This window comes from Mesorhizobium sp. WSM4906, from assembly GCF_029674625.1.
Lineage (GTDB): Bacteria > Pseudomonadota > Alphaproteobacteria > Rhizobiales > Rhizobiaceae > Mesorhizobium.
In genome coordinates this window covers 5,054,373-5,069,380 of the sequence record NZ_CP121355.1, presented here as the reverse complement: position 1 = coordinate 5,069,380, position 15,008 = coordinate 5,054,373, and the positions used below count along the sequence as shown (strand labels likewise).

The window sequence follows — 15,008 nt, the reverse complement described above, 5'->3', positions numbered from 1 at the left end:
ACCCCCTCTGTCGCCTTCGGCGACATCTCCCCCTCAAGGGGGGAGACTAATGGCGCATAAATCGGGTGGCGCCCATGCATTCCCCATGCGAAGCAAGCCACCTGGACGAGAGAGGGGACCCATCATGCTCACGCTCTACGATTATCTGCCGTCGCAAAATGCCTGGAAGGTGCGTGTCCTGCTCGGATTGCTCGGCATCGCTTACGAGACACGGCAGGTGTCGATCTTCGAGGGCGAGAGCCACTCGGAGGAATTTCTCAAGCTCAATCCGGCCGGCGCCGTTCCGGTGCTCCGGCTGGAGGACGGCGAGGCGATCGCCGAGTCCAACGCCATCCTCGTCTATCTCGCCGAGGTCTCGCCCTATCTGCCGGCGAACCGGCATCTGCGCGCCAAGGCCATGCAATGGCTGTTCTTCGAGCAGTATTATGTCGAGCCGGTCATCGGCTCGCTGCGCTTCTGGACGCTGACCGGGCGGCTGGAGCGCAACAAGGCGCTTGTTCCCGGCAAGCGCGAGGCGGGCATCCGCGCGCTTGCCGCGCTCGAGCGCAGCCTGCAGGACACGCCCTTCCTCGCCGGCGGCTCGCTCACCATCGCCGACATCGCCGTCTATGCCTACGGCCACCGCGCCGAGGATTGCGGCTTCTCGCTCGCCGACTATCCGGCGGTCAGCGCCTGGATCGATCGGGTGAGCGAGGCGATCGGCCCTGGCTATCCCGTGCACCCCTACAGCATCGACCCGCATTCGGGCGGCTGAGCGAAGCGCGCTCCAACGAAGTCCCGGAACAGAAGGGGCGGGCGGGGCGTTTCCGAAAAGCAGCGTGCCGGCGCCTGCCGCCTATGGTGCCTATGGTGCCGACGGTTCCGCCTGCCTGCAACGAACGCAATGGAGGCCAGAATGGTTCGCCCCATCGCCATCGCCATCCTCACCGCTGGCTTGGCCGGCCTGCCCGCCATGGCGGCCGAGGAATACTGGGTCGCCAGGGATGCCGTCTCGAAGCAGTGCGAGATTGTGCCGAAGAAGCCCGACGGGACGCTCGTCGTCGATCTCGGCAAGAAGAAATACGCCAGCGAGGGCGAGGCCAGGAAGGCGATGGAGGCGTTGCCGGATTGCAAGAAGAAGTAGCGCCGATCTCCCCCCTTGAGGGACCACAAGGGGGGAGATGGCCGCCAAGCGGCCAGAGGGGGTCGTCTCACATGGAGCGGCGGCCTCCTCTTCGTCGTGGAACGTTGGCGATCCACGCGCAGCGACCCCCTCTGTCGCCTTTGGCGACATCTCCCCCTCGAGGAGGAGATCGGCTGGCGCCCCTACCGGTCCACCATCGACATCGTCCGCTCGTTGTATCTCGGCCCCGAAACCCTGTCGGGCGTCAGCGCCATGTCGAGCCCCAGCATCTCGGTGGCGTCGAGCTTGATGTCGGCGGCGGCGACATTCTCCTGCAGATAGGTCCGCCGCTTGGTGCCGGGGATCGGCACGATGTCGATGCCGAATTCCGGACCCTTGGCGAGCAGCCAGGCAATTGCCACCTGGCCGGGCTTTGCGCCCTTGGCGGCGGCGATGTCGCGCACCGTCGCGGCCGCGGCGACATTGGCGTCGAAATTCTCGCCCTGGTAGCGCGGGTCGCCGCGCCGGAAATCGCCTTCAGGATACTCTTCCGCGCGCTTGACGTCGCCGGCGAGGAAGCCGCGGCCGAGCGGCGCGAACGGCACCAGGCCGATGCCCAATTCCGCAAGCGCCGGGATGATCTCGGGCTCGAGGTTGCGTTCCCACAGCGAATATTCGCTCTGCAGCGCCGAGACCGGGTGCACTTGATGCGCGCGGCGGATGTTTGCGATGCCGGCCTCCGACAGGCCGAAGAAGCGCACCTTGCCCTCGGCGACCAGCTCGCCCACCGTGCCCGCCACATCCTCCATCGGCACGCCTGGATCGACGCGGTGCTGGTAGAGCAGGTCGATATGGTCGGTGGCGAGCCGCGTGAGCGAGGCGTCCACAACTTCGCGGATATGCTCGGGCCGGCTGTCGCGCTCGGTGCCGACTTGCTTGCCGTCGACGATGCGGAAGCCGAATTTGGTCGCGATCGTCACCTCGTCGCGCCGGCCCTTCAGCGCGCGGCCGAGCAGCTCCTCGTTGAGGAAAGGCCCATAGACCTCGGCCGTGTCGAGGAAGGTGCAGCCGAGCTCGATCGCCCGGTGTAGCGTCGCGATCGACTCCGCCTCGTCGGCCGGCCCGTAGGCCTGGCTCATGCCCATGCAGCCGAGGCCGATCGCTGAGACGACGAGCCCCTGGCCCCCGAGTTTCTGCTTGCCGAGGCTCATCTGTCTGTCTCCAATGGAAAATAAGCGCTCGCGAAGATATAGAGGCCAAGGGCGAGGCGTCCAGCCTGCGCTCGCTTGATCAGGATCAAAGCAGGGCAGGACGGTAGGTCGTAGCGTTCATCCGTCTTGGGAAGGACACAAGGCGGGCGGGTGGTTCCGGCCGACTCCACTCCCTCGGAAGCCCTGACGGAACCACCTGAACCGCCCGCTTGAAACTCAAGCTCTTGACAGCAGCCGGCGCATGATCAGCGAGGCATGGCCGCCGACGCCATGCGCCGCCGGCCGGCGCTCGGCGATCTCGAAGCCGTGCTTGCGATAGAAGGCGACCGCGCGGTCGTTGCCTTCGATCACCTCCAGCGCGATCGAGGGAATGCCGGCATGGGCGGCGAGCACCGCATGCAGAAGGTCGACGGCAAGCCCGCTGCCGAATTCCTGCGGCTCGATATGCAGCCGGTCGAGCGTGACGTCGCCCTTCTCGTCCATCGCCGCCATCGCATAGCCGGCGATCGAGCCGTCGGTCCGCTCGGCGACAAAGGACATCTTGTTGTCGTCGGCAAGCTCCTCGGCCAGCTTCTCGGGCGCATGCCTCTCGTCGGAGAGCCGGGCGGTGTTTTCCTCACCCATGATCGGCGAATAGGTCCGCCGCCAGGACTGGCCGAGCAACCGCGAGACTGCGCCGAGATCCTCATTCGCCATTGCCCTGATCTGGACCATTGCCATCTCCCTCATTCGCCGGCGCGGTGTGACGCGGCTCACTACTGCAGCCGGCCCGCCTGCCTGGCAAGCCTGTCGACAATTGCCGGGCCTCATTTGAACGGGCTGATGGGGTGAAGTGTTCCGATGCTGCGCCGCACAGTCCCCCCGCCACGGAAGTCATCCGCTCTTGCCCGCGCTATCCTGATTAGCGTCGCGATTACAATGCGTTGAAGTGCCGGCCGAGTGTTGAAAATTCCTGGCTGCCGCCCTTGAAACCCTGCGGCACCAGACTAGTTCGACAGACGTGCGAGCCCCGGCAAGGAGAAGGCTCGCGGAGGGAGGATTCCAATGGCTGCCAAGGAAGTAAAATTCCATACGGAAGCTCGCGACAAGATGCTGCGTGGCGTCGATATTCTGGCCGACGCGGTGAAGGTGACGCTCGGCCCCAAGGGTCGCAACGTCGTCATCGAGAAGTCGTTTGGCGCGCCGCGCATCACCAAGGACGGCGTAACCGTGGCGAAGGAAATCGAACTGGTCGACAAGTTCGAGAACATGGGCGCGCAGATGGTGCGCGAGGTCGCGTCGAAGACCAGCGACGTTGCCGGCGACGGTACCACCACCGCCACGGTGCTTGCTCAGACGATCGTCAGAGAGGGGGCGAAGGCCGTTGCCGCCGGCATGAACCCGATGGATTTGAAGCGCGGCATCGACAAGGCCGTGGAAGTGATCGTCGCCGAGCTCAAGGCCAATGCCCGCAAGGTGACCCGCAACGACGAGATCGCCCAGGTCGGCACCATCTCGGCCAATGGCGACGCCGAGATCGGCCGCTTCCTGGCCGAAGCGATGCAGAGGGTCGGCAATGAAGGCGTCATCACCGTCGAGGAGGCCAAGACCGCCGAGACCGAGCTCGAAGTGGTCGAGGGCATGCAGTTCGACCGCGGCTATCTCAGCCCTTATTTCATAACCAATCAGGACAAGATGCGCGCCGATCTCGAGGAGCCTTATCTCCTGATCCACGAGAAGAAGCTGTCCAATCTTCAGGCGCTGCTGCCTATCCTGGAAGCGGTGGTTCAATCGGCGAAGCCGCTTTTGATCATTGCCGAGGATGTCGAAGGCGAAGCGCTGGCCACGCTGGTCGTCAACAAGCTGCGTGGCGGCCTCAAGGTCGCCGCCGTCAAGGCGCCGGGCTTCGGCGATCGCCGCAAGGCGATGCTGGAGGACATCGCCATCCTCACCGGCGGCCAGGTCATCTCCGAGGATCTCGGCATCAAGCTGGATAACGTCACGCTGGACATGCTTGGCCGGGCCCGGCGGATCGCCGTCGAGAAGGAGAACACCACCATCGTCGACGGTGCCGGGGCCAAACCCGAGATCGAGGGCCGCGTCGCCCAGATCAGGCAGCAGATCGACGAAACCACCTCGGATTATGACCGCGAGAAACTGCAGGAAAGGCTGGCCAAGCTCGCCGGCGGCGTCGCCGTCATTCGCGTCGGCGGCTCGACCGAGGTCGAGGTCAGGGAGCGCAAGGATCGTGTCGACGACGCGCTGCACGCCACCCGCGCAGCGGTCGAGGAAGGCATCCTGCCGGGCGGCGGCGTGGCCTTGCTGAGAGCCGCAAGGGCACTCGACGCGGCCGCAGTCGACAATCCCGATCAGAAGACAGGCATCGAGATCGTGCGTCGTGCACTGGAAACGCCGGTGCGCCAAATCGCCGAGAACGCGGGCGCCGAAGGGTCGATCATCGTCGGCAGACTGCGCGAGAACGGGCAATTCTCTTTCGGCTGGAACGCACAGACCGGCGACTACGGTGACCTCTACGGCCAGGGCGTGATCGACCCGGCCAAGGTGGTGCGCACCGCCTTGCAGGACGCCGCCTCCATCGCCGGCCTGCTGGTCACCACCGAGGCGATGGTGGCGGAAAAGCCGAAGAAGGAGGCCGCTCCCGCGATGCCTCCGGGAGCGGGGATGGACTATTGAGGAGGTGACGGCCGATCTTCCCACGGGGAGGAGATCGGCATCGCCATCTGACCAAATTGACTCGTTCTCCGCTCTCCGCCATCCTTGGCGGCGGCCGCAGTCCCGGCGGCAGCGTAATCGAGTGATGCCATGGCCAGTCCCGCCGCCAGAGAGAATTCCCGCCGCGCCGCGGTGAAGAAGGCGCTCGACCGCCACAAGGTCTATGTCACCGCGCAGAGCTTTTCCGGCGGCACCTATCAGGCCCGCGTGCTGGTCGATGGCGAGGCTTACTGGGTCGACGAGTTCCGGCTTTCACAGCTCAGGCAGGGGCTAACGCCCGCCGAGCTGGAACTGACGCCGGCGACCGACGATTGAGCGTGACGCTTGTCTCTTCGTCATCCCAGGGCGGAGCAGGAGCGAAGCGACGTCGCGAAGACCCTGGGATCCATGCCGTGACGTCAAAGTGCCGCTGCGGTCCAGGTTCTGCTCCGCTGCACCATATGATTGAAGTCACAGCATGGATCCTCGGGTCAAGCCCGAGGATGACGACCGTAGGGATGGCGAGATCCCGGCGCTGGGAAGCCGCGTCCGCCACCACTTCCGCCTGACCCATGCCCTCGAAACTCAAAACCTACCGCGCCAAGCGCGAGTTCAGCCGGACACCCGAGCCTGCCGGCGGTACGACCGGCGTGGGCGGCAACCGCTTCGTCGTCCACAAGCACCATGCCACCGCCGACCATTACGACCTGCGCCTCGAAGTCGGCGGCGTGCTGAAGAGCTGGGCGGTACCCCGTGGCCCATCGCTCAACCCGGCCGACAAGCGCCTCGCCGTCGAGACCGAGGACCATCCGATCGAATATATCGACTTCGAGGGCGTCATCCCCGAGGGCGAATATGGCGGCGGGCCGATGATCGTCTGGGACACCGGCACCTGGGCGCCGATGGAGGATGTCGAGAAGAGCCTGCGCACCGGCGCCTTCAAGTTCCGGCTGGCCGGCCAGAAGCTCAACGGCGGCTGGATGCTGACCAGGCTGAAGCCGAAACCCGGCGAGGACGAGAACAAGAAGAACTGGCTGCTGTTCAAGGAGCGCGATCTCGCCTCGGACACCAAGCTCGACATCCTCGAGGCGCGGCCGGAAAGCGTGAAGTCCGGCCGCCGCATCGAGGAATTGGCGGCGCCGGCGAAGAAGCCGCAGCGCCTGCCGCCCAAGCCCGGCTCGCTGAAACCCGGCGCGCTGCCCGGCGCGGTGAAGGGCGAGCCGCCGAACCGGATCGAACCGCAGCTTGCGACGCAGGTGACCGAGCCGCCCGGCGGGCCGATCGAGAACACCGGCACGCTCTGGCTGCACGAGATAAAATTCGACGGCTACCGCACCATGGCGCATGTCGTCGACGGCGAGGTGCGGCTGATCACCCGCGGCGGCATCGACTGGACGAAGCGCTACGGCGATCTTCCGCAGGCTTTCGCGCGCCTGCCGGTCAGCCGGGCGATCATCGACGGCGAGATCATGGTGCTCGACGAGAAGGGCATCTCCCGCTTCGCGCTGCTGCAGGAGGCGCTCGCCGAGGGCGCCGGCTCCAAATTGCATTTTTACGCTTTCGACCTTCTCCACCTCGACGGCTGGGACCTGCGCAAGGTGCCGCTGCAAAAGCGCAAAGCCTTGCTTGCCGAACTGCTTGCCGGCCAGGCCGCCAATTCCGCCATCCAGTATAGCGACCATGTCGAGGGCGATGGACGCGGGCTCTACGAACAGGCGACGGAACTGGGGCTCGAAGGCGTCGTCTCCAAACGTGCCGACGCAACCTACCAGAGCGGCCGCACCAAGAGCTGGACCAAGGTGAAGGCGCAGAAGACGGACGATTTCGTCATCGCCGGCTATACGGTCTCCGACCGGGCGGAAGGGCTGGCGGCACTTGGCATGGCCGAGTTCGACAATGGCGAACTGCACTATCGCGGCAAGGTCGGCACCGGCTTCGACCGCGACATGGCGACCGAACTGCTTGCAAGGCTGGAGCGGCTGACCGCCGGCGCCACGCCGCCCGAAGGTGCGCCGCGCGAGGTGATGCGCGAGATGCACTGGGTGAAGCCGCTGCTGTCGGCCCGCATCCATTATTCGAACCGCACCGGCGACAATGCGATCCGCCATGGCGTCTTCCGCGGCCTGCGCGATGTCGGCGAGCTAACCACGCCGGTGCCGGTCAAGCGCAAGCGGCTGATCGCCGAATCCGACCTAGCCACCATCTGGGTGACCAACCCGGAGAGGCGGCTGTTCGGCAAGACCGGGCCGACCAAGCTCGATATCGCCGTCTACTACGCGCTGGTCGGCGATTTCATGCTGCCGCATATCATCGGCCGGCCGGTGTCGCTGGTGCGCTGTCCGACCGGCAAGCCGCAGGACTGCTTCTTCCAGCGCCACGCCTTCACGGGCATGCCGCCTTCGGTGGCGGTGTTCGAATCGACCAATTCGGAAGGCGAGACCAAGACCTATCTCTCGGTCGAGGATGCCAAGGGCTATCTGGCGCTGGCGCAGTTCGGCGTCGTCGAGTTCCACACCTGGGGCACGCACCGCACCAAGCTCGACAAGCCCGACCAGATCGTCTTCGACCTTGATCCGGGCGAGGGGATTTCATGGCGCGAGGTGGTGGAGGCGGCCGTCCACATCAAAGGCGGGCTGGAGAGCCTCGGCCTGGTGCCTTTCGCCAAGACTTCGGGCGGCAAGGGCATCCACATCACCGTGCCGTTGACGCGCAAGCAGAACTGGAAGAAACTGCACCAGGCCTCGAGCGCCATTTCGACTTTGCTCGCCGCGAGCGCGCCCGATACCTTCACCACAACCATGGGCAAGGATAACCGCAAGAGGCGCATCTTCATCGATTTCCACCGCAACGCCCGCGGCCACACCTCCGCCGCGCCCTATTCGCTGCGCGCCCGCACCAACCTGCCGGCCTCGACGCCGGTGAGTTGGACCGACCTGGAGACGATCGACGCGCCGGAGGACCTGAACTACGCCTCGCTGCCGGGATTGCTGGAGACCTCGGGCGATCCCTGGGCGGAGATCGATGAGGCTGCCAGGGATTTGCCGTCCCGTTTTTCGTCATCCTAGGGCGGAGCAAGGAGCGAAGCGACGCGCGCAGACCCTAGGATCCATGCCGTGACGTTGGCCGTAGGGCGCAGCGGTGCAGGATAGTGGCCAGGATTGATCCATGACCGGCTATGTCTACATGACCGCAAGCCAGAAAGGCGGCACGATCTACATCGGCGTCACCAATGATCTCGGACGTCGCATGCCTGAGCACAAGTCCGGTCAGGGCTCGCGCTTCACCAGCCGCTACGGCGTTCAGCGATTGGTCTGGTATGAGGAATACTTCGACATCACTGATGCCATTCAGCGTGAGAAGTCGCTGAAGCGCTGGCCACGCCAATGGAAGATTCACTTGATCGAAAAGACGAACCCAGAATGGTTTGAACTCTTTCGCGGAACCGGCTGGTGAGCGTTCTGCACCGCTGCGGCGCTCGCAGGTCACGGCATGGATCCTAGGGTCTGCGCCGCGTCGCTTCGCTCCTTGCTTCGCCCTAGGATGACGAAGCTTCGGGGCTTCGGCCAATCGCCAGCGTCGTGCCCGTATCTCCATCGACGCTTGCTACAATTTGAACTATCCTCCGCGCCAACCCCGTCCCAAAAACATTTCGCTAGGAATTCGGCTGTAAGATCAGGGGTCGGTGTAGGATTTCCACGGCGCTGCTCGTCCTTCGGACGAAAAACGCTGCAGAGAGCATGGTCCCCAAAAGTGGGAACCGGTTTTTGGACAAGACCATGCTCCAACATAGATGTCAGTGCATGGCCGCGTAGGAGTTAATCAATGGCGCCCAGGGCAAGTTGGAAAGGTTACCTCAAGCTCAGCCTCGTCAGCTGTCCGGTCCGGCTTTATCCAGCCACCAGCGCGAGCGAGCGCATCTCGTTCAACCAGCTGCACAAGAAGACCCACAACCGCATCAACATGAAGCCGGTCGATCCCGAGCTCGGCCTGGTCGAGCGCTCGGACCTTGTCCGCGGCTACGAATACGAGGACAAGCAGTACATCATCATCGATGACGCCGACCTCGACGCGGTCAGGATCGAATCCAATCACACGATGAACATCGAGGCCTTCGTCGACGAGGACGAGGTCGACGTCATCTATCAGGACTCGCCCTATTACCTTGCGCCCGACGGCGCCATGGCGGAGGAGACCTTCATCGTGCTGCGCGAGGCGATGCGCAAGTCCAGCAAGCTCGCCATCGCCCGCCTCGTGCTTTCGAGCCGCGAGCGTGTGGTGACGATCGGCGCGCGCGAGAACGGCATGTTCGTCTGCACCTTGAGGAACCCGAACGAAGTGCGCGGCACGACTGAATATTTCGGCAACATCCCCGCCGGCAAACCGGATCCGGAAATGCTCGATCTCGCCCAGGCGCTGATCAAGCAGAAGGAAACCCACTTCGATCCGAAGAATTACGAGGATCGCTATGAGGTGGCGTTGATGGCGATGATCCGCGAGAAGCTGAAGGGCCACAAGCCGATCATTGCGGCCGCACCCGAGCGCGGCAACGTCATCAACCTGATGGACGCGCTGAAGGCGAGCCTGTCGCAATCGGCCAAGCCCCCGGCCAAGTCGAAGAGCAAGGCCGAGGAAGCGCCGGCCAAGCCCGCCAAGAAGGCGGCTGCCGGCGGCGGCGCGCCTGAAAATCCGCTCAAGGCGAACCTGTTGAAGGCCGTCGGCAAGAGCAAGAAGTGACGGGAAACGCAGGGCCAGTGATCCTCCCCGGCGCCGTCTTCGGCGCCGTCGGCGCGCTTGCCGCCTTTCCGCTCAGGCTCGCCGCCCGCGAGGTCGAGCGCCGCCATGCCGAGCTGCGGCGCGGCGTCACGCGGCGCACCACCCATGTCGTGTTCGGCCGCGCGCTTCTCGCCAAGGCCGGGCTGGCAAAGGCCGGCGACGCCGAGATCGAGCGCCGCGCGAAGGCCGAGCGCGACGCCGGGCGCCAACTGATCAGCGAGAACGGCTTCCTGCGCCTGCTCGGCCTGATGAAAGCGCCGGAGGCATCGTCGCTGTCCAGGCAGTCGCTGATCGACCAGTCGCGGCTCGCCGGCGACGACCTGGACATGCTCTCGCTGTTCGACGCCTTCGAGCATGACGGCGAGCCCTATTCCTTCCGCGACCTGATCCTGGCCAGAAAATATGCCGGGCTGATCGCCAGCGGCGCCAGTTGGGGCGCGATCGCGCGCTCGGTGCATCGCTCCGGCCCGGTCGCTTCGCTCACCGCCAAGTCGCTCAATCTCGGCTCGCAGCATGGCCGCCCGGACGCGATCTATCTCGACGAGGGAAGGAGCGAGCTCGACGGCCAGCTGCTGTTCGATCTGGGCAGCCCGGAAGACGACACGCTGGAGGAACTCTTCGCAGAGGCGGAAGCATCGGAAGAGGAGGGCCGCCACGACGACGCGGCCGTCCTCTACCAGCGCTGCATGGCGATCGACCCCAAGGATCCCATCGCCGCCTTCAACCGCGCCAACTGCCTGCGCGGCGCCGGCCGCGTCGCGGAGGCCGCGCATGACTATGCCCGAGCGATAAAACTCGATCCCGGCTTCGTCGAGGCTTGGTTCAACCTCGCCGGGCTGATGAGCGACGAGGGCAAGGTCGCCTCCGCCAGGCGGCATCTGCAGAAGGCGATCGCGCTCGACAAGGCCTATGCCGACCCGGTGTTCAACCTGGCGCGGTTGGAGTTCGACGCAGGCAATCTGCTGGAGGCGCGTCGGCTGTGGACGCGGTATCTGGAGCTGGATGCGGAGTCCGAGTGGGCGGGGCTGGCGCGGAAGGGGATACAGTTCGTGGATCTGCACATGGCGCGGACGGCGGGGTGAGCGCCTTTCCTTCTCCCCTTGTGGGTGAGAAGCGGTCCGCGCAGCGGACGAAAAGCCAATTGCTTGGCTTTTCGAGCTTCGAACGCCCTGAGCCTGCGAAGGGCCGGGGTGGATCGGCGCGTCAGCGCCGAGACGGATGAGGGGTGCTGGAAGGAATGAGGCGCTAGTGATCTTGTCGCGTGCCGGTACATCGATGGGCGTGTCCGCCAAGCTGGAGCACCCCTCATCCGTCCGAGCTTCGCTCGGCCACCTTCTCCCACAAGGGGAGAAGGGGTCGCCCACGCCGGAGACACCATGACATATTTCCTCTTCGACGGCCCGGAAGCCGCCCCCGTCACCATCCTGCTCGCCCACGGCGCCGGCGCGCCGATGGATTCCGCCTCGATGGCCGCCACCGCCAAGGCGCTCGCCGCGGCCGGCTTTCGCGTCGCGCGCTTCGAGTTCCACTACATGGCGGCGCGCCGCTATGGCCACCGCAAGCCGCCGCCGCGCGCCGAGACGGTGAACCCGGAATATATCAAGGCGATCGCCGACCTGCGCGCCAAGGGCATCACCGGTGAGCTGATCATCGGCGGCAAGTCGATGGGCGGGCGCGTCGCCTCCATGGTCGCCGACGAGCTGTTTTCGAAGGGCGAGATCGCCGGCCTGGTTTGTCTGGGCTATCCCTTCCATCCGCCGGCCAAGCCTGAGCAGCTTCGGACGAAGCATCTTACCGACTTGAAGACGCCGACGCTGATCTTCCAGGGTACGCGCGACGAGTTCGGCACGAAGGACGAGGTCGCGACCTATGGCCTTTCCGAGGCTATTCAGATGGTCTGGCTGGAGGACGGCGACCACGATTTGAAGCCGCGCAAGGCGATCTCGGGGTTTTCGGCGGCGGATCATCTGAAGACGGTGGCGGAGACGGTGAAGGCCTGGATGGCGCCATCGACTTCGTCATCCTCGGGTCAAGCCCGAAGATGACGAAGCGAGGGGCGCCTTCGACATCCAAAAATGAAACTCGCCACCTTCAACATCAACAACATCAACAGCCGCCTGGAGAACCTCCTCGCCTGGCTCGCGCGTGCAAAGCCCGACGTCGTCTGCCTTCAGGAGCTGAAGTCGCGCGACACCCAGTTCCCGCTGACCCGGCTTGCGAATGCGGGCTACGGCGCGGTGTGGAAAGGCGAGCCGACCTGGAACGGCGTGGCGATCCTGGCGCGCGGTGCCGAGCCGGTGCTGACGCGCGATGCGCTGCCCGGCGACGACGCCGACCGTCAGGCGCGCTATATCGAGGCGGCGGTCGACGGCATCGTGATCGCCTGCCTCTACGCGCCGAACGGCAACCCGCAGCCGGGGCCGAAATTCGACTACAAGCTCGCTTGGCACGAGCGCTTCGCGGCGCATGCCGAGCTACTGCTCGACACCGGCCTGCCGGTGGTGCTTGCCGGCGACTACAACATCGTGCCCGAGCCGCGCGACATCTACGCCACCCGCTCCTATGACGACAACGCGCTGGTGCAGCCTGAAAGCCGCGCCGCCTTCGCCGCGCTGATCGAGCAAGGCTGGACGGACGCGCTGCGCAAGGTCTTTCCGAAGGCGGAGAAGCTCTACACCTTCTGGGACTACCGCCGGAACCGCTGGCCACGCGACGCGGGGCTCAGGCTCGACCACATCCTCTTGTCGAAGAAGCTGGCGCGAAAACTGAAAGGGGCGGGCATCGATCGCGAGGTGCGGGGCGGGGACAACGCCAGCGACCACGCGCCGGTGTGGGTGGAATTGGCAACCTGACCTTCTCCCCTTGTGGGAGAAGGTGGCTCGGCGCGTCGCGCCGAGACGGATGAGGGCGCTGGAAGAAATGAGACGCTTGGTGATCTTATTGCTTGCTCGCAGATCCTGAACGTATCCGCCAAGCTGGAGAATCCCGACGGCCGACACAGGACGCCCTTCGCTGCCGGATCAACCTGCCGGTCCGCCATTGCCCGACGATTCGCGAAAATGCTCGCGCGAAAGCCTAGCGTCTCAAAATCCGTCAAGTCGCCGTGGATGGCGCCACTTGCGCGGTGACTGCCGAAAGCCGGCCCTTTTTCACCAGCGAAGGCCTCTCGTAAATCTTCTTCATGCCAAGCTCTCCTGAAAATCCCGCCCGGATGATGTCATAAGGCCGTTTTCTGTCAACCAAGCCGGCTAGCAGTCCCGTCCATTCTTGGGGAATGTGGCTTTCTGCTCACACCGCCGGCGCTTTATGCCTCGCCCGGCCGAGGCACATTTATCTTTCTTCGTGTGATGTCTCGCACTTAGCCACGGAAAGAAGCTCGGCTAGGATGGCCGATGCGCTTTCCGCTATCGGGCAGGAAGGCGCGGGGGGAACGCCTATGAAAAGATCGACCGACAAGCTGCTGGCGCTGGCGATGCTCGTAGTCGGCCTCGTCTGCTTCGCCAAGCTCTATTTGGCGCTGGGCGGCAAGCCCCCGGCCAGGACGAGCGCCGAGGTCTTCGGCGCGGCGGGCGTGCTTTCGATTCTCGCCGGGCTTTCGTTCCTCGCCGGCCTGCTGCCGGCGGCGCCGAAGCACGATCCTTCGGCGCCTCTCTTCGGCCGCGACGCCGAGATCGTGCCAGCCGGGCGCCCCAGGCTGCGCCGCATCGCGCTTGCCGTGCCGCTCATTGCCCTGCTCGCCATCGTCGCCGACCAGCTCGGTCTCTGGCAGGCGCCTGGTGGCGAACCGGCCGAATCCAAGGAGGTTGCCGCCGCTCCGGCGCAGCCCGCGACGCCGGTCGGGATCGCGCCGGCCCCGGCCCCGCAGCCGGCTCCCCTCGCCCAGGAAACGGCGGGGAGCCCGTCCGGCGAGCCCGTCGCGGCGCCCGCCGAGCCGACGCCTCTGGCTACGATGCCGCCCGACCTGATGCCAGTGCCGCCAGCGCAGCTGCCGACGCAGCAGGCTGCCCCAGCCGCCCCGGAGCCCGTCCAGCAGACGGCGTTGGCGCCCGTTGCTCAGCCCGAAATCGCCTCGCCGCCCGAGACGGTGGCGCCGCCTCCGCCCGAGCCGCCGGCGCAGCCGACCGCGCCGGAAGGCCATCGCGATGCCGTCGTCTGGCTGGCGGTCTCGGCCGACGGGCATGAGATCATGAGCGCCAGCACCGACCGCATGATCAAGCTCTGGGACATCGACGGCAAGCGGCTGATCCGCGACCTCGGCGTCCACAAGGACATGGCGCGCACGGCACTCTTCATGCCCGACGGCAAGACCGCTCTTACCGCCGGCGACGATGGCGAGATCGTGCTGCGCCAGCTTTCCGACGACGCGGTGCTGCATGTCTTCTCGTCGGGCCAGAACGGCGGCGTCAACAAGCTCGCCGTCAGCCCGGACGGCAAACGCGCCGTCAGCGGCCACGACAGCGGTTCCGTCATCGTCTGGGACCTGGAGAAGAGCGCGGTGCTCCACGTCCTGCCCGGCCACGACTGGTCTGTCAGCTCGGTCGCCGTCTCGCCCGACGACACAACAGCGCTCACCGGCAGCATCGACGGCGAGCTCAAGCTTTGGGACATCGGCGCCGGCAAGCAATTGCGCAGCTGGCATGGCCACGACCGCGGCGCCTATGGCGCTCTCTTCACCGCTGACGGCCACCACGCGGTGACCGGCAGCGGCGACTACACGATAAAGCTCTGGGACCTCGACAGCTTCAGGGAAGTGCGTCGCTTCGACGGCCATTCCGGCACGGTCTATGCGCTCGCTCTGTCCGCCGACGGCAAGCGGCTGGGCTCGGTCTCGCTCGACGGCACCGCGCGCGTCTGGAACATGGACACAGGCGCCGAGATCGCCGAATTCGACCCCGGCACCGGGCCGATGTACTCGGTGGCGTTCGCCGCCGACGGCACGCTTCTCACCGGCGGCATCGACCGCACCATCCGCGGCTGGCCGGCGGCCGGCGGGGATGGGACGGTGCTGTTCGCCGGCGCGCCGGAGTAACGCAGGAGATCGGCGAAAGCGGCCGGGCGCAATCTCCCCCCTTGAGGGGGAGATGTCGCCGAAGGCGACAGAGGGGGTCGCTGCGCGTAGAGCGCCAACTCCTTCTTGCGGCATTTGCACGACGCTGGAGTTCCGCGCGAGACGACCCCCTCTGGCCTGCCGGCCATCTCCCCCTCAAGGGAGGAGATCAGCTGTCATTGAC

At 65.7% G+C, this 15,008-nt stretch carries 14 protein-coding genes; 11 read left to right on the top strand and 3 right to left on the bottom strand.

Annotation, left to right across the window (positions count from 1 at the left end):
- Nucleotides 1-124: 124 nt before the first annotated feature.
- Both QAZ22_RS24445 and QAZ22_RS24440 read left to right on the top strand, forming a co-directional pair.
- Nucleotides 125-754: a glutathione S-transferase family protein gene (locus tag QAZ22_RS24445; protein WP_278203293.1), complete on the top strand. Its 630-nt coding sequence runs from the start codon at nucleotides 125-127 to the stop codon at nucleotides 752-754.
- Between the two features lie 141 nt (nucleotides 755-895).
- Nucleotides 896-1,123, top strand: coding sequence for a hypothetical protein (locus tag QAZ22_RS24440; protein ID WP_278203292.1), 228 nt, complete (start codon nucleotides 896-898; stop codon nucleotides 1,121-1,123).
- 182 nt (nucleotides 1,124-1,305) lie between these two features.
- On the opposite strand, the gene QAZ22_RS24435 is transcribed toward QAZ22_RS24440, so the two are convergent.
- Together QAZ22_RS24435 and QAZ22_RS24430 are read right to left on the bottom strand one after the other, a co-directional pair.
- Nucleotides 1,306-2,313, bottom strand: a complete 1,008-nt coding sequence (locus QAZ22_RS24435; protein WP_278203291.1) for an aldo/keto reductase — start codon at nucleotides 2,311-2,313, stop codon at nucleotides 1,306-1,308.
- A gap of 216 nt (nucleotides 2,314-2,529) precedes the next feature.
- Nucleotides 2,530-3,027 carry an N-acetyltransferase gene (locus QAZ22_RS24430; protein ID WP_278203290.1) on the bottom strand — a complete coding sequence of 166 codons (498 nt, stop codon included), beginning with the start codon at nucleotides 3,025-3,027 and terminating at the stop codon, nucleotides 2,530-2,532.
- 330 nt (nucleotides 3,028-3,357) lie between these two features.
- On the opposite strand from QAZ22_RS24430, the gene groL reads away from it, so the two are divergent.
- The 8 genes from groL (at nucleotide 3,358) to QAZ22_RS24390 (ending at nucleotide 12,629) form a co-directional block, all read left to right on the top strand.
- Nucleotides 3,358-4,986, top strand: a complete 1,629-nt coding sequence (gene groL / locus QAZ22_RS24425) for a chaperonin GroEL (protein WP_278203289.1) — start codon at nucleotides 3,358-3,360, stop codon at nucleotides 4,984-4,986.
- 129 nt (nucleotides 4,987-5,115) lie between these two features.
- Nucleotides 5,116-5,340 carry a hypothetical protein gene (locus QAZ22_RS24420; protein ID WP_278203288.1) on the top strand — a complete coding sequence of 75 codons (225 nt, stop codon included), beginning with the start codon at nucleotides 5,116-5,118 and terminating at the stop codon, nucleotides 5,338-5,340.
- Nucleotides 5,341-5,576: 236 nt separating this feature from the next.
- Nucleotides 5,577-8,069 carry a DNA ligase D gene (ligD, locus tag QAZ22_RS24415; RefSeq protein WP_278203287.1) on the top strand — a complete coding sequence of 831 codons (2,493 nt, stop codon included), beginning with the start codon at nucleotides 5,577-5,579 and terminating at the stop codon, nucleotides 8,067-8,069.
- 100 nt (nucleotides 8,070-8,169) lie between these two features.
- Nucleotides 8,170-8,457, top strand: coding sequence for a GIY-YIG nuclease family protein (locus QAZ22_RS24410; protein ID WP_278203286.1), 288 nt, complete (start codon nucleotides 8,170-8,172; stop codon nucleotides 8,455-8,457).
- Nucleotides 8,458-8,826: 369 nt separating this feature from the next.
- Nucleotides 8,827-9,738 (top strand): Ku protein, encoded by a 912-nt coding sequence (locus tag QAZ22_RS24405; RefSeq protein WP_278203285.1) that lies wholly within the window; start codon nucleotides 8,827-8,829, stop codon nucleotides 9,736-9,738.
- Complete coding sequence (locus QAZ22_RS24400) at nucleotides 9,735-10,859, top strand: tetratricopeptide repeat protein (protein WP_278203284.1); 1,125 nt, start codon at nucleotides 9,735-9,737, stop codon at nucleotides 10,857-10,859. The genes QAZ22_RS24405 and QAZ22_RS24400 overlap by 4 nt, the downstream gene beginning before the upstream one ends.
- A gap of 294 nt (nucleotides 10,860-11,153) precedes the next feature.
- Nucleotides 11,154-11,822 carry an alpha/beta family hydrolase gene (locus tag QAZ22_RS24395; RefSeq protein ID WP_278203283.1) on the top strand — a complete coding sequence of 223 codons (669 nt, stop codon included), beginning with the start codon at nucleotides 11,154-11,156 and terminating at the stop codon, nucleotides 11,820-11,822.
- 30 nt (nucleotides 11,823-11,852) lie between these two features.
- The gene (locus tag QAZ22_RS24390) at nucleotides 11,853-12,629 is read left to right on the top strand and encodes an exodeoxyribonuclease III (RefSeq protein WP_278203282.1); all 777 of its coding nucleotides are present in this window, start codon (nucleotides 11,853-11,855) and stop codon (nucleotides 12,627-12,629) included.
- A gap of 241 nt (nucleotides 12,630-12,870) precedes the next feature.
- Here QAZ22_RS24390 and QAZ22_RS24385 read toward each other — a convergent pair whose 3' ends face one another.
- A complete protein-coding gene (locus tag QAZ22_RS24385) occupies nucleotides 12,871-12,960 on the bottom strand; it encodes a putative RiPP precursor (protein ID WP_278075689.1) in 90 nt (29 codons plus the stop codon).
- Between the two features lie 253 nt (nucleotides 12,961-13,213).
- On the opposite strand from QAZ22_RS24385, the gene QAZ22_RS24380 reads away from it, so the two are divergent.
- On the top strand, nucleotides 13,214-14,806 hold the full coding sequence (locus QAZ22_RS24380; RefSeq protein ID WP_278203281.1) for a WD40 repeat domain-containing protein: 1,593 nt from the start codon (nucleotides 13,214-13,216) through the stop codon (nucleotides 14,804-14,806).
- Nucleotides 14,807-15,008 lie beyond the last annotated feature (202 nt).

Coding starts and splice junctions, on each gene's coding strand:
- QAZ22_RS24420 (WP_278203288.1), top strand. CDS start 5,116: ATGGCCAGTCCCGCCGCCAGAGAGAATTCCCGCCGCGCCGCGGTGAAG.
- QAZ22_RS24390 (WP_278203282.1), top strand. CDS start 11,853: ATGAAACTCGCCACCTTCAACATCAACAACATCAACAGCCGCCTGGAG.
- QAZ22_RS24445 (WP_278203293.1), top strand. CDS start 125: ATGCTCACGCTCTACGATTATCTGCCGTCGCAAAATGCCTGGAAGGTG.
- QAZ22_RS24385 (WP_278075689.1), bottom strand. CDS start 12,960: ATGAAGAAGATTTACGAGAGGCCTTCGCTGGTGAAAAAGGGCCGGCTT.
- QAZ22_RS24380 (WP_278203281.1), top strand. CDS start 13,214: ATGAAAAGATCGACCGACAAGCTGCTGGCGCTGGCGATGCTCGTAGTC.
- QAZ22_RS24435 (WP_278203291.1), bottom strand. CDS start 2,313: ATGAGCCTCGGCAAGCAGAAACTCGGGGGCCAGGGGCTCGTCGTCTCA.
- ligD (WP_278203287.1), top strand. CDS start 5,577: ATGCCCTCGAAACTCAAAACCTACCGCGCCAAGCGCGAGTTCAGCCGG.
- groL (WP_278203289.1), top strand. CDS start 3,358: ATGGCTGCCAAGGAAGTAAAATTCCATACGGAAGCTCGCGACAAGATG.
- QAZ22_RS24395 (WP_278203283.1), top strand. CDS start 11,154: ATGACATATTTCCTCTTCGACGGCCCGGAAGCCGCCCCCGTCACCATC.
- QAZ22_RS24430 (WP_278203290.1), bottom strand. CDS start 3,027: ATGGTCCAGATCAGGGCAATGGCGAATGAGGATCTCGGCGCAGTCTCG.
- QAZ22_RS24410 (WP_278203286.1), top strand. CDS start 8,170: ATGACCGGCTATGTCTACATGACCGCAAGCCAGAAAGGCGGCACGATC.
- QAZ22_RS24405 (WP_278203285.1), top strand. CDS start 8,827: ATGGCGCCCAGGGCAAGTTGGAAAGGTTACCTCAAGCTCAGCCTCGTC.
- QAZ22_RS24440 (WP_278203292.1), top strand. CDS start 896: ATGGTTCGCCCCATCGCCATCGCCATCCTCACCGCTGGCTTGGCCGGC.